The following is a 12,888-nucleotide window of genomic DNA, read 5'->3' on the forward strand; positions in this document are numbered from 1 at the left end:
GCCCCGCCCCGTCCGGGCCGGCGGTCCCCCCTCAGGCCACCAGTTCCCCGAAGCACAGGTCCCGGTCCCGACCGGGGCCGAGCGTGCGGTCCTCGCGCAGCCGGCGCAGGGTGCGCCAGATGCTGCTCTTGACCGTGCCGACGCTGATGTTCAGGGTGTCGGCGATCTCCGGGTCGGTGCGGCCCTCGTAGTAGCGCAGGACGAGCATGGTGCGCTGCTGTTCGGGCAGCCGGGCGAGCGCCTGCCACAGGACGGTCCGCAGCTCGGTGCCGCGCATGGTGTCCTGCTCGCCGGGCTCCTCCGGCAGTTCCTCGGTCGGGTACTCGTTGAGCTTGCGGCGCCGCCAGGCACTGATGTGCAGGTTGGTCATGGTGCGGCGGAGGTAGCCGCCGACCGCGCCCTTGTCGCTGATCCGGTCCCAGGCCCGGTAGGTGGACAGCAGCGCGCTCTGCAGCAGGTCCTCCGCCTCGTGGCGGTCACCGGTGAGGTGGTAGGCGGCGGCGTAGAGCGAGGATCGGCGTTCCCTCACGTAGGCGGTGAACTCCGCCTCCGCGTCCCCGGAACACCATTCCCCCGTGCGACCCCCCGTGATCGCCCCGCTCGTGCCGCCGCCTTCCCCCGCACGCCCCCCTGAACCGCCCGACGACCCGGCGCCCGTCTCCCCCGAAGCGAGCGTCAGATGTGTCGGGCGGGGGTGCCCGGCGACGCGACGGCCCCCCGGCCGTCCCGTCGATCCGGACGTCCCCTCACACCGTCCGATGCCGCGCGGGGTGTGCGGGCGCGACGCGTCGACTGCGGTGGTGGTGCGGTGCAGTGCGTTCATCGCGCTCCCCCTCGTGGTGCGGACCGGTGTTCGTTCGATGGGGAATACATTGCCGGGCCAGTTTCATCGGGCGGTCCGCCGTCTGTCACAGCGGTGTCACAGCGCACGTGTGTGCGGCCGGGTGCCGATCCGGGCACGGCACCGGTCCGCACTCATCGCCCCCGATCGGCCGATGTTCACCGGCTCTTCCCGGGTTTCCCGGCGGAACCCGGCGCCGGCCGGTCGAACTCCGACACGCCCATGGGACACAATGACCGGCGTGGCTTTCCTGTTGCTGATCGAGGACGACGAGGCGGTGCGCACCGCCCTGGAGATGGGGCTGACCCGCCAGGGTCACCGGGTGATCACCGCCCCCAGCGGTGAGGAGGGTCTGAAGTTGCTGCGCGAGCAGCGACCGGACCTCATCGTGTTGGACGTCATGCTGCCCGGCATCGACGGCTTCGAGGTGTGCCGCCGCATCCGCCGCACCGATCAGCTGCCGATCATCCTGTTGACCGCCCGCAGCGACGACATCGACGTCGTGGTGGGCCTGGAGTCCGGCGCCGACGACTACGTGGTCAAGCCGGTGCAGGGCAGGGTCCTGGACGCCCGCGTCCGGGCCGTGATGCGGCGCGGCGAACGGGAGGCGAACGACGCCGCGACCTTCGGCGCCGTCGTCATCGACCGGGCCGCGATGACCGTCACGAAGAACGGCGAGGACCTCCAGCTCACCCCGACGGAGCTGCGACTGCTGTTGGAGCTGAGCCGGCGTCCCGGCCAGGCGCTCTCCCGCCAGCAGCTGCTGCGTCTGGTGTGGGAGCACGACTACCTCGGGGACTCCCGGCTGGTGGACGCCTGCGTGCAGCGGCTGCGGGCGAAGGTGGAGGACGTGCCGTCCTCCCCGAAACTGATCCGCACGGTGCGGGGCGTCGGCTATCGGCTGGACTCGCCGCAGTGAACGGGCCGGCGGGGCAGTCGTCCCGCCGGACGGAGGGGACCGGCCGGAACCGGCCGTCGGAGCCCGGCGGCCGGTGCGGCGGCGAACGGGGTGAACGGGGCACGTGGTGGAGCACGACACGGAGGACGACGGCCGGCGGGTCGCCCGCGACAACGCCCGGGACCCCGGGAGGAGCGGGGAGACGGACGACACCGGTGGCACCGGCGGGCCGGCCGGCGATCCGTCTCCCGCCACCGAACCCGCTGTCGAACCCGAGGGGGAGGGCACCGCGTCGCGACGCCGGTGGTTCCCCGGTCGCCTTTCCAGCCTGCGCTTCCGGCTGATCACCGTCTTCGCCCTGGTGGCGCTCACCACCGCCGTGTCGGTCTCCGGCATCGCCTACTGGCTGAACCGGGACGCCGTCCTGACCCGGGCGCAGAACTCCGCGCTGGCCGACTTCCGCAAGTCGCTGGGCGACCGGGCGGGCGCCCTGCCCGAGTCCCCCACCTGCGATGTCCTGCGGACCTCCGCCGCCGAGATGGCCGGCGACTCCCCCGGTTACCAGGTGGTGCTGGTACTGGAGGGGGACGAGACCTCCGACGGGGAGCGCTGCGTGGAGGAGTCCGACCCCCGCCTGTTCACCATGGACATGGTGCCGGCCTCGTTGATCGAGGCCGTGCACACCGAGCGCGCCGACACCGCCGGCCCGTCGGGGGCCGGGAGCCCGACGGGCCCCGGGGCCGCGACGGGCGACACCGTCGGGGAGGACCCCAGCCACCACCTGTACTGGCAACGGGTGGTCCACGACGGCGACCCGTACCTGGTGGCCGGGGCCCGGGTCATGGAGGACGGCCCCACCGGCTACATGCTCTCCTCGCTGGCCCCCGAGCGCGACGACCTGAACTCGCTGGCCTGGTCCCTGGGGATCGCCACCGCCCTGGCCCTGATCGGTTCGGTACTGCTCGCGCAGGCCGCGGCGGGCACCGTGCTGCGTCCCGTGCAGCGGCTCAACAGCGCGGCGCGCAAGCTGGGAGAGGGACGGTTGAGCACCCGGCTGCCGGTGAGCGGCACGGACGAGCTGGCGGAGCTGACCCACACCTTCAACGGCACCGCCCGGGCGCTGGAGGAGCGGGTGGCCGACCTGCGCGCCCGGGAGGCGGCCAGTCGCCGGTTCGTGGCCGACATGTCGCACGAGCTGCGGACCCCGATGACCGCGATCACCGCCGTGAGCGAGGTGCTCGAGGACGAGGTGGACAACCTCGATCCGATGATCGCGCCCGCCGTGCAACTGGTGGTGAGCGAGACCCGTCGGCTCAACGACCTGGTGGAGAACCTGATGGAGGTCACCCGCTTCGACGCGGGAACCGCCCGGATGGTGCTGGACGACGTGGACATCGCCGATCAGGTGACCGCCTGTGTCGACGCCCGCGCCTGGCTGGACGCGGTCGACCTGCGGGCCGAGCGCGGGGTGACCGCGAGGCTGGATCCGCGCCGGCTGGACGTGATCCTGGCCAACCTCATCGGCAACGCCCTCAAGCACGGGGGCTCGCCGGTGCGGGTCACCGTCCGGGAGGAGAGCGGCTGCGCCCGGCCCGTCGAGGCGGTGGAGCCGGGCGCCGACGAGTCCCCGGCGGGCCCCGTGACCGGGCCCCCGGACGGGACCACCGGAACCGGCGCCGGGACCGGTCTCGGGGCGGGGGCGGCGGGCGTGCCGGCCCCGCGCGACGGCCGGCGGGCCGAACGCCCCGGCCGCCGGGGCGGCCCCGCCGACGTGGTGGTCATAGAGGTCGCGGACCACGGGCCCGGCATCCCCGAGGAGGTGCTGCCGCACGTCTTCGACCGCTTCTACAAGGCCAGCGCCTCGCGCCCGCGCTCGGAGGGCAGCGGGCTGGGGCTGTCGATCGCGCTGGAGAACGCCCATCTGCACGGCGGTCGGATCAGCGCCGCCAACCACCCGGAGGGCGGCGCGGTCTTCACGCTGAGGCTGCCCCGTCGGCCCCTGCCGCCGGTCGACGAGCGTTCGGTCGGGGGCGGGGGCGCGGTGCCCGCCCCCCGGCGGGCACCGGGATCCGGTGAGGGGTCCGGCGCGTCGAACGCTGCGGGGGCGTCGGAGACCGGGACCCCGGGTGGCGCCGGGGGCGAACACGCGGAGAGGGACGGCTGAGACCATGCGGATCACCCACCATCGGCGGTCCGGCGGGCGGCGCGCGCGTCCGCGCGGCGCCGGGGCGGCCGGGCTCGCAGCGCTGCTCGCCCTGTCCACCGCCGGCTGCGGCATCCGCTCGATGGACGTCCCGGTCGACGCCGGACCGGCCCCGTCCCGGGCTAGTTGTGCCGTGCCGGAGCACTCCGAGGGCGTCGACGTCTACCTGGTGTGCGGCTCGCGGGTGGAGTCGGTGCCGCGCGACGTACCCGTTCCGGACCCGGCCCCGCCCGGAGCGGAGGGGTCCGGGGACGCCGGGAAGCCGACCGATCCGACGGGTTCCCGGGAGGTGTCGGCATCCGAACGGCTGGCGGTGGCGGGTCGACTGCTGCGCGAGTTGCAGTCCGAGCCGCCGGAAGAGGAGCAGGCGGCGGGGTTCAGCAGCGCCGTGCCGGAGGAGCTGCGGGTCACCGGGCCGTCCGGGAACGACCCCGAGCGGCTGCTGCGGCTGAGCCTGCACCCGGACGACCTGCCGGCCTTCGCCCTGGTCCAGATCATCTGTACCTTCGCGCACACCCGTCCCGTCGGGGACGGTACCTCGGTGCTGCTCGGTGGACCTCCGGACGCGGAGGACCGCGAGGCACGCGGCTACACCTGCGCGAGTTCGCTGCGCAACCGCCCGGAGAACGCCCGGAACGCGGGCACCGAGGTGATCCTGCCGCCCCCGACGGCCGGGGAGACCGGGGAATCGGCCACGGGCTGAGCGCCCGTCGGGCGCCTCCGCGCAGCCCGGGGCGCCCCGGGGGCCCCGCGGTCCCCGCGCGCCGGTTTCCCCCGTACGAGTGGATTCCGCCCGCGTGAGGCGGATCACCGTGAATGCGGGGAACCGGTGCCTCCCGCGAGGCGTCATCGCCTCCGTGCAGCGTCAACGGAAAGCGTCCCGGCGCCGGCCGCCCGACGGCCCGGCCGGCTTCGACGCCCCCGGCGACCCGATCGGTTCCCCGGGGGTCCCCCGCTCCCTGCGCCTGACGGCGGGAGTACTGACGATCGCCTACCTGGCGGTGGTGGCGTGGCTGACGCTGCGACCGGTGGCCGTGACCTGGGTCCCGCCCACCAACACCCGTCCCTTCGCGACGATCGGCGCCGAGTTCCACGAGGGACCGCGCGCGGCCCTGCGCTGCCTCGGGGCCGGCCTGGTGCTCCTCGCCCCGCTGGGTGTGCTCTTCCCTCTCCTGGGGCGTCGGCTGGGGGGCTCGCCGGTCATCTCCTTCGCCCGGACCGTCTTCGCCGGCGCGATGATCTCCCTGACCCTCGGGCTGGCCCGGTCCGCGATGCCGAGCCGCCAGGCGGACATCGACGCGCTGATCCTGAGCACGCTGGGCGTGGCGCTGGTGCACCTGCTCTGCTTCGCCCCCCTGCGCCGGCGGTTCCCGGGCGCGGGCGGGAACCGTGCCCCCCGCGTCGACCCCGACGCCTTCCATCGGGACGAACCGCCGCGCGGCCGGGTGGTGCCCGGCCCGTTCACCGACGCCCGCTTCACCGACACGCGTTTCACCGACACGCGTTTCGGGGGCATCGCCGACCCGGACGGCGATCCCGAGGAGGGACCGGGCATGACGCCGGTGGCGGCACGGCCGGACGGCGGCCACGCCGTCGTCGTCGGCCGGGGCCCCGCCTCCCCCGGACCGGTCCGACCGGTCCGACCGGTCCGACCGGTCCGACCGGTCTGACCTGTTCGCGTCCGTTCCCGTGTCCGGATCCGGGGACCCGCGCGACCCGTTCCCCGCCGGCCGACGGCGGACCCGGTCGCGCCGCCCCTCCACCGCCGTGGGCTTCGCCGTGATCGCCCGCCTCCCGGCCGGGAAGCCGTTCCCGCCCCACGGGAACGGCGCCGGCCCCGGCACCGCCCCCACGGGAACGGCGCCGGCCCCGGGGTCAGCCGATCGGCAGGCCACCGAGGAGGGAGGGGCTGCTGCCCTGCATCGGAATCCCGCCGAGGCCACCGCTACCGGCGGCGGGGTTGGACTCCGCCATGTTCTGGGCGGCGCCCTCCATCATCCCCTGGCCCGCACCGTGCTCGGCCGCGCCCTGGACGGCCTCGCCCAGCGCGTACATGCCGGCGCCCAGGCTGGTGGCCGCGGTGGCCGGGACCATGTCCGCGGCACCGCCGAGGGAGAGGTCCGGTGCCGCGGCCGACAGGCGGTCGAGGGTGGAGCCCACGGGGTCCTTCGCCTCCCCGTGGGCGGCGTGGGCCTGGCCTGCGGCGGTGACGGCGATCGCGGCGCCGAGGGCGGCGACGCCGATGGACTGCGCGGTTGACTTCTTCATGGGTCTTCCCGTTCTCGTCTCGGGTGAGGGGTCATGTGGCAGCGACCGGAAGATATCGGCCCGAGTCGCGCACCGCAAAACCGGGAAAACACGAATACCGGCCCCGGGCGGGCCCCGGGAATGTCGTGGACATTCTCCGACAACCGCCGACGGAGCCGGCATCACCGCAGGTGGTACGGGGTTACCCGACCTTCCCTGCGAACAACCACTCGGATCGCAGCTCGGCGTATCGAGGCTTGATCACGTCGTTGATCATGACCAGACGTTCATTGAAAGGAATGAACGCGGATTTCATCGCATTGACGGTGAACCACTGGAGGTCGTCGAGCGTGTAATCGAATGCCCGGGCCAATTCCTCGAACTCACGACTCATCGTCGTCCCACTCATGAGCCGGTTGTCGGTGTTCACCGTGACCCGGAAACCGAGTCGGCGCAGCAGGCCGATCGGGTGACGTTCGTAGGACTCGGCCGCGCCCGTCTGGAGGTTGGAGGTCGGACACATCTCCAACGGGACCCGACGGTCGCGCACGTAGGCGGCCAGCCGCCCGAGTCGGGCCCCCTCGGGGGCGGCGGGATCGATCTCGATGTCGTCGATGATCCGCACGCCGTGCCCCAGGCGGTCGGCGCCGCACCACTGCAGGGCCTGCCAGATGGAGGGCAGCCCGAAGGCCTCGCCGGCGTGGATGGTGAAGTGGTTGTTCTCCCGCTTGAGGTACTCGAAGGCGTCCAGGTGGGGGGTGGGGGGGTACCCGGCCTCGGCGCCGGCGATGTCGAAGCCGACCACGCCCCCGTCCCGGTACCGGTTGGCCAGCTCGGCGACCTCCAACGAGCGGGCGGCGTGCCGCATGGCGGTGAGCAGCGCGCCGACCCGGATGCGGCGCCCCTCGCCCGCCGCCTCCCGCTCGCCCTCGCGGAAGCCGTCGTTGACCGCCTCCACGACCTGTTCCAGGGTCAGCCCGGCGGCCAGGTGCTGCTCGGGGGCGTAGCGGATCTCGGCGTAGACGACGCCGTCCGCCGCGAGGTCCAGCACCGCCTCGCGGGCCACCCGCGCCAGGGCGTCGCGGGTCTGCATCACGGCGCAGGTGTGCTCGAAGGTCTCCAGGTAGCGCTCCAGCGACCCGGAATCGGCGGCCTCCCGGAACCAGCGGCCCAGCGCCTCCGAGTCGTCGGCCGGCACGGGCAGGTTCGCGTAGCCCTGTTCGGCCGCCAACTCGGCGACGGTGGACGGGCGCAGCCCACCGTCGAGGTGGTCGTGGAGCAGCACCTTCGGGGCCCGCAGGATCTGCTCCGGGGTGGGGACGCGGGAGGGGGAAGTGGATGGCCGTGTCATCCCGCGACTGTAACGCCTACGCGCGTAGATACGCCATATCCGGCCACGGTGTCCCGCCCGGGAGGCGAGTGGGCGAGGAGGCGACACCGAAGCCCTCACCCGGCCCCGGCGCTCAGTGGGTGTCGGTGAGCAGGTGCCCGCGCCGGCCCAGGAGGAAGTTCTTGAAGGCCGCCACCGGCCGGGTGTCCGGGCGGCCGGCCATCCAGGCCACACCGATCTCCCGCACCGCGCGCGGTGCGCTCACCGCCAGTTCGCGAACCCCCGGCCGGGGCAGCGTCGAGGGGGGCAACAGGGCGACACCGAGACCGGCGGCGACCAGCCCGCGCAGGGTCTCCGGCTCCTCGCCCTCGAAGGCGACCCGGGGGCGGAATCCCGCCCGACCGCACAGGTTTTCGGTGAGGGTGCGCATGCCGTAGCCGCGCTCCAGCATCACGAAGGCCTCCTCGGCGGCCTCCACCAGCCGCACCCGCCGCCGCCCGGCCAGCCGGTGGCCCTCCGGCACCACCAGGTACAACCGCTGCTCGTCCAGCCGGCGGGCGATCAGATCGGGCCCCTCCGGAACCGGCGAGATCAGACACAGGTCCAACTCCCCCTCGCGCATCCGCTCCACCATGTGTTCGCCGTACCCCTGGACCAGTGAGAAGCGCACCCGGGGGTGGTCGGCGCGGAAGGCGCGGATGAGGCCGGGGACGGTCTCCGGCCCCATCGTGCGCAGGAAACCGAAGGCGACCCGCCCGGCCGCCGGGTCGGCGTCGGTGCGCACGGTCTCTGCGGCGCGGACGATCTCGGCGAGGGCGCGCTCGGCGTGGCCGGCGAAGGTGCGACCGGCGGGGGTGAGGGCGACGGCCCGTCCGTGCCGGGCCAGCAGCGCCACGCCCAACTCCCCCTCCAGCCGGGCGATCGAGCGACTGAGGGTGGATTGGGGGACGCCCAGTTCGGCCGCCGCGCGGGTGACGTGCTCGTGCCGGGCGACCGCCGCGAAGTGGGCGAGGCGGGGCGCGAGCAGGGCCGCCACGTCCTCGCCGGTCTCCGGATCACCCGCGCCGGGCGGGATGGCCGGCCGTGTCGGGGAGGAGGTCGGGGTGACCTCTCCGGCCCGACCGCCGACGCGACCAGCGCGCCGACCGCCGGACCCCGCCCGGGGCGCGTGGCGTGTTACGGGGATCTCTTTCCCGTTGCCGATGGGTGTCACGGACCGTCCTCACCTGGATTCATGCATCAATGGATCGATCATGACAGTTTCATGCATTGGACGGATGAAACCCCCCGTTCTACTTTCGTTACATGTCTTCCGCATCGACCGCTCCCACCGTCCCCGGGGCCACTCCCGTCGCGTCGCGCCCGCCGCTGATGCGCATGAACCTGGCCCTGTTCGGCATCGGTCTGGCGAGCTTCGCGATGCTCTTCTCCACCCAGTCGCTGCTGCCGGAGATCGCCGCCGGCTTCGGCGTCCGGCCCGACGCCGCCACCTGGACCATCTCCGCCGCCACGATCGCCCTGGCCCTGGCGGTCGTGCCGCTGAGCCTGCTCTCCGAGCGGTTCGGCCGGCGCCGCACCATGACGGCGTCGGTGGGCGCCGCCCTCGCCCTGGCGTTCGTGATCCCCTTCGCCCCGGACCTGTCCACCCTGGTGGTGCTGCGGGCCCTGCAGGGCGCGGCGATCGCGGGCATCCCCGCCTCGGCCGTGGCCTACCTGTCCGAGGAGTTGGACGGCCGGGCGATGGCCGGGGCGGTCGGGCTGTTCATCGCCGGCAACAGCGTCGGCGGCATGACCGGGCGGATCCTCTCCGGTTGGGTCGCCGAGGGCTGGGGGTGGCGGGCCGGTCTGGCGTCGGTCACCGTGCTGGCCCTGATCGGCGTGGCGCTGTACCGGGCGCTGATCCCGGCCTCCCGGAACTTCACCGCCCGGACGCTGCGGCTGCGGCCGGCCGCCGCGAGCCTGGGCTGCCACCTGCGCAACGGTCTGCTGCTGCGGCTCTACGCGATCGGCGGTCTGCTGATGGCGGCGTTCAGCGCGGTGTACACCGCGATCGCCTTCCGACTGAGCGAGGCCCCCTTCGACCTCTCCGCCGGGTTGATCGGCTCGATCTTCGTCATCTACCTGGTGGGTACCTGCTCCTCGTCGATCACCGGCCCCGGGATGAGCAGGCTGGGACGGCGCGGCGCCCTGTACATCGGGATCGGCGCGGTCGTCGCCGGACTGCTGGTCAGCACGATCGACCACCTGGCGGCCGTGATCGTCGCCCTGGTGCTGATCACCGGCGGCTTCTTCTTCGGCCACGCGGTGGCCTCCTCCTCGGTGGGCCGCACCGCCACCGAGGCCCGCGCCCAGGCCTCGGCGCTGTACCAGGTGACCTACTACCTGGGTGCCAGCGTCGGCGGGCTGCTGGGCGCCCTCACCTACCACCACGCCCGGTGGGACGGCACGGTCGCCTTCTCCCTGATCGCGCTGCTGGCCGCCGCCGGCATCACTCTCTACGCGACCCGTCGGGCCCGCCGGGAGGCGGCCGTGGCGGCGGTCGGCCGACCGGCCGTCACCACCCGCGCCCGGGTGCCGGCCGCCGCCGCGAGCTGATCCGGCCGGGGTCGTAACCGGTCCCCACCCGCGACGAGGACCCCGGCGGTCTTGGGTTCTGACGGTCCTCGCAACACCCGCGCTCTGTGGGAGTTGCGAGGACCGTGGGCGTTGAGCGTGATGATCTTGCGGGATTGAGGGAGCGTTTCCTCGCGCGGCTGGATGCCGTGGGGAACGTGAGCGTGGTGGCGCGTGAGCCGGGAAACGGCCCGGGGCCCGGCCGGGCCCCCTCCCCACCGGTTCGAGGGTGCGGGCCTCGGTCGAACGGTTCGTCGCTCCACCGGAACCACGCCCGCTCCCCGTCGATGTGCAGCAGGAACTCGGGGACGAGGCCGGAGGGGGAGCTCGGGGTGACGGCCCTCCGGATGCCGTCCCACACCCTCTCCCACTCGGCCCACCCCTCCCCCTCGTCGGCCTCCATCAGGGCGAGCTCGCGCTCGAACAGCGTCCGAACGGCGGCGAAGCCGGGGCCGGGGATGAACCGCCCCGAGAGCCACGGGAAGTCGGCGTCCTCGATCAGGATCTCCCCCACCGGCTCCCGTTCGCCGCCCACCAGCCAGGTCTCCCCCGTGAACCCCACCGCTCCGCCCTTCCCCGATGGACGCCCGTCCGTGACCGGGCACTCTTCCACACCCATGTGACAACCGCCGTCCCGCCGGTTCGAGAGGGGCGGGAGAGGCCGGGACGCGGGCGGGGGCCGGGTCGGCGGAACCGGGACGGCCGTCCGACGCCCCGGCGGCGGGGCATCGGGCGGCCGTCCCGGTCTCAGATGCCGAGGATCAGCTTCGCGGTGGTGAAGTAGATGATCAGGCCGGTGGCGTCCACCAGCGTGGTGACCATCGGGGCGGAGACCACGGCGGGGTCGATCCGGACCTTCTTGGCCAGCAATGGCATCGTGCCGCCGACCGTGGCCGCCCAGGCGCAGATGATCACCAGTGTCACGGCCACCACCGCCGCGATCTCCAGACCGACGAAGACCGCCCCGACCCCGAAGCCGACCACGGCGAGCATGAGTCCCAGCAACAACCCGGTACGGCACTCCCGCCAGATCACCTTCAGCAGGTCCGAGGTGCGCACCTCGCCGACGGCGAGCGCGCGGACCGCCGTCGTGGCGGCCTGCGCGCCGGCGTTGCCGCCGGTGCCGATCAGCAACGGGATGAACAACGCGAGCTGGGTCACCGTCTCCAGCTCGCCCTCGAATGCCTGCGTCACCGAGACGGTGAGCGTCGCGGCGACCAACAGCAGCATCAGCCACAGCGCCCGGGCCCGGGAGAGCTGGAAGACACTCGCCGACATGTAGTGCCGCTCCAGCGGCTCGGCACCGGACTGGCGGGCCACGTCCTCGGTGTCGGCGGCCTCGATGACCTCCACCGCGTCGTCGATGGTCAGCAGACCGACCAGGCGGTCCTCGCTGTCCACCACCGGGAGGTTGAGCACGTTGGTCTCCCGCATCAGGCGGGCGGCCTGCTCGGCGGGGTCGGTGGCGCGGGCGCGCTGCGGCTCGGTCTCCACGAGCTGGGAGACCTGGGAGTTGGGGTCCCCCAGCACCAGTTCCCGCAGTTCCACGATGCCGGTCAGTCGGCGTCCGGTGTCCACCACGGGGAGGGTGTAGATGGTCTCGGCGGCGGCTCCGCGCCGTCGGACGACCTCCAGGGCCTCGGCGACGGTGAGGTTCTGCTGGAGGGCGACGGTCTCCGGGGTCATGTACCGGCCGACGGAGCCCTCGGGGTAGCCCAGCAGGGCGGCGGTCATCTGCCGCTCGTGGGCGCTGAGGCCGGCCAGCACCCGGCGGGCCACCTTGGCGGGAACCTCGCCGAGCATCCGGGCGCGGTCGTCGGGGTCCATGCCCTCGACGAGGTCACGGAAGGGCTGGTCGCGCAGGCTCTCGAGGATCTGCTGCTGGTCCACCGGGTCCAGTTCCTCGAAGACCTCCAGGGCCCGGTCCTTGTCCAGGAGCCGGAAGGAGACCACCGAGTTCACGGCGTCCATGCGGGCGAGTTCGTCGGCGATCGAGTAGGCGGGCTGGGTCTCCAGCCACTCCATCGCGCCGGCGAGGTCGTGGTCGTCGAGCAGGGTGGGGAGGTGCGTCATGACGGGGTTCTCCCGGGGGATCGGGCGGTCACGGGCGTCCGGGGGAGCGCACACACCGACCTTCCCCCGGGCCGACGCCCCGATCAGGCGGTCGGACGGGAGTGGCGGGCGCGGCGCCCGGCATGACTGGGAGGCTCGCTGCGCATGTCAGCCTCACCTCCCGGGGTGTACCACCGTCGAATCCGTCGTTCAGGCTACAGGTCCCCCGGGTGGTCTTCCGACCGAACTCCGGCGTATCGGGCGGGGAAGGGGCGTGAATCATGTCATGTGCACAGACAGTGCCGCGCCGGCGCGGTCAACGGCAGGGGGAATCCGCCGCCACGCGCCCGGATGTGTCGTCACCGGACCGGTGGTCGTCGGGGTCGGGCGCGCGGAGCGGGGCGGAGCGGCCCCGGCCCCGTCGGGGGTACCGACGAGTGCGAGAGCGCCGAGGACCACGGCAAGGGCCGCCACGGGCGGGGAGAGCTCGGTCGGGCGGGTACCGCGCCGCACGGGGGGTGCGGTACGGGACGTCGTGCCCGGCCCGACGACCCGGACGGCGCGTCGTCACCCGGGCCCCCGAACCGTCCCGTGCCGCCGGCACGACGAGGAACGGTGCGGTGGGCCGGAACCGGCGAAGGGGTGCCGGGCACCGGGCCGCGGGGGCGGCGGCGCCCCACGGGGACGGGACCGCGCCGCCCCCG

At 73.8% G+C, this 12,888-nt stretch carries 10 protein-coding genes and 1 pseudogene; 5 read left to right on the forward strand and 6 right to left on the reverse strand.

What is annotated here, in order from left to right; all coding sequences use genetic code 11:
* Positions 1 to 31: 31 nt before the first annotated feature.
* Positions 32 to 823: a SigE family RNA polymerase sigma factor gene (locus tag LZF96_RS00005; protein WP_233864298.1), complete on the reverse strand. Its 792-nt coding sequence runs from the start codon at positions 821 to 823 to the stop codon at positions 32 to 34.
* 259 nt (positions 824 to 1,082) lie between these two features.
* On the opposite strand from LZF96_RS00005, the gene LZF96_RS00010 reads away from it, so the two are divergent.
* The 4 genes from LZF96_RS00010 to LZF96_RS00025 all read left to right on the forward strand — a co-directional run bounded on the left by LZF96_RS00010 (position 1,083) and on the right by LZF96_RS00025 (position 5,612).
* Positions 1,083 to 1,760 carry a response regulator transcription factor gene (locus tag LZF96_RS00010; protein WP_233864300.1) on the forward strand — a complete coding sequence of 226 codons (678 nt, stop codon included), beginning with the start codon at positions 1,083 to 1,085 and terminating at the stop codon, positions 1,758 to 1,760.
* 307 nt (positions 1,761 to 2,067) lie between these two features.
* The gene (locus LZF96_RS00015) at positions 2,068 to 3,903 is read left to right on the forward strand and encodes a HAMP domain-containing sensor histidine kinase (protein WP_233864911.1); all 1,836 of its coding nucleotides are present in this window, start codon (positions 2,068 to 2,070) and stop codon (positions 3,901 to 3,903) included.
* A gap of 4 nt (positions 3,904 to 3,907) precedes the next feature.
* On the forward strand, positions 3,908 to 4,645 hold the full coding sequence (locus LZF96_RS00020) for a hypothetical protein (RefSeq protein ID WP_233864302.1): 738 nt from the start codon (positions 3,908 to 3,910) through the stop codon (positions 4,643 to 4,645).
* A 154-nt stretch (positions 4,646 to 4,799) separates the two neighbouring features.
* Entirely contained in the window at positions 4,800 to 5,612 is an 813-nt protein-coding gene (locus LZF96_RS00025) for a VanZ family protein (protein WP_233864306.1), read from the forward strand.
* A gap of 205 nt (positions 5,613 to 5,817) precedes the next feature.
* Here LZF96_RS00025 and LZF96_RS00030 read toward each other — a convergent pair whose 3' ends face one another.
* From LZF96_RS00030 to LZF96_RS00040, 3 genes are all read right to left on the reverse strand, one after another.
* Positions 5,818 to 6,210, reverse strand: a complete 393-nt coding sequence (locus LZF96_RS00030; RefSeq protein ID WP_233864309.1) for an ATP-binding protein — start codon at positions 6,208 to 6,210, stop codon at positions 5,818 to 5,820.
* A 181-nt stretch (positions 6,211 to 6,391) separates the two neighbouring features.
* Positions 6,392 to 7,540: an adenosine deaminase gene (locus LZF96_RS00035; protein ID WP_233864313.1), complete on the reverse strand. Its 1,149-nt coding sequence runs from the start codon at positions 7,538 to 7,540 to the stop codon at positions 6,392 to 6,394.
* Between the two features lie 112 nt (positions 7,541 to 7,652).
* Positions 7,653 to 8,594, reverse strand: a complete 942-nt coding sequence (locus LZF96_RS00040) for a LysR family transcriptional regulator (RefSeq protein ID WP_233864912.1) — start codon at positions 8,592 to 8,594, stop codon at positions 7,653 to 7,655.
* A gap of 230 nt (positions 8,595 to 8,824) precedes the next feature.
* Between LZF96_RS00040 and LZF96_RS00045 the strand changes: the two genes are divergently transcribed.
* Positions 8,825 to 10,114 carry an MFS transporter gene (locus LZF96_RS00045; protein WP_233864317.1) on the forward strand — a complete coding sequence of 430 codons (1,290 nt, stop codon included), beginning with the start codon at positions 8,825 to 8,827 and terminating at the stop codon, positions 10,112 to 10,114.
* Between the two features lie 259 nt (positions 10,115 to 10,373).
* Here the strand turns inward: LZF96_RS00045 and LZF96_RS00050 are convergent.
* Both LZF96_RS00050 and mgtE read right to left on the reverse strand, forming a co-directional pair.
* Positions 10,374 to 10,694 (reverse strand): annotated as a pseudogene (locus tag LZF96_RS00050) (hypothetical protein); the annotation flags it as partial.
* Positions 10,695 to 10,879: 185 nt separating this feature from the next.
* Positions 10,880 to 12,205 (reverse strand): magnesium transporter, encoded by a 1,326-nt coding sequence (gene mgtE, locus LZF96_RS00055; protein WP_233864320.1) that lies wholly within the window; start codon positions 12,203 to 12,205, stop codon positions 10,880 to 10,882.
* Between the last annotated feature and the right edge of the window lie 683 nt (positions 12,206 to 12,888).

The organism is Streptomyces sp. ST2-7A, from assembly GCF_021390475.1.
Lineage (GTDB): Bacteria > Actinomycetota > Actinomycetes > Streptomycetales > Streptomycetaceae > Streptomyces.

What these genes read in the sequence shown, in the direction of transcription:
- LZF96_RS00005 (WP_233864298.1), bottom strand. Translation starts at nt 823, where the DNA reads ATGAACGCACTGCACCGCACCACCACCGCAGTCGACGCGTCGCGCCCG.
- LZF96_RS00020 (WP_233864302.1), top strand. Translation starts at nt 3,908, where the DNA reads ATGCGGATCACCCACCATCGGCGGTCCGGCGGGCGGCGCGCGCGTCCG.
- LZF96_RS00030 (WP_233864309.1), bottom strand. Translation starts at nt 6,210, where the DNA reads ATGAAGAAGTCAACCGCGCAGTCCATCGGCGTCGCCGCCCTCGGCGCC.
- LZF96_RS00035 (WP_233864313.1), bottom strand. Translation starts at nt 7,540, where the DNA reads ATGACACGGCCATCCACTTCCCCCTCCCGCGTCCCCACCCCGGAGCAG.
- LZF96_RS00045 (WP_233864317.1), top strand. Translation starts at nt 8,825, where the DNA reads ATGTCTTCCGCATCGACCGCTCCCACCGTCCCCGGGGCCACTCCCGTC.
- mgtE (WP_233864320.1), bottom strand. Translation starts at nt 12,205, where the DNA reads ATGACGCACCTCCCCACCCTGCTCGACGACCACGACCTCGCCGGCGCG.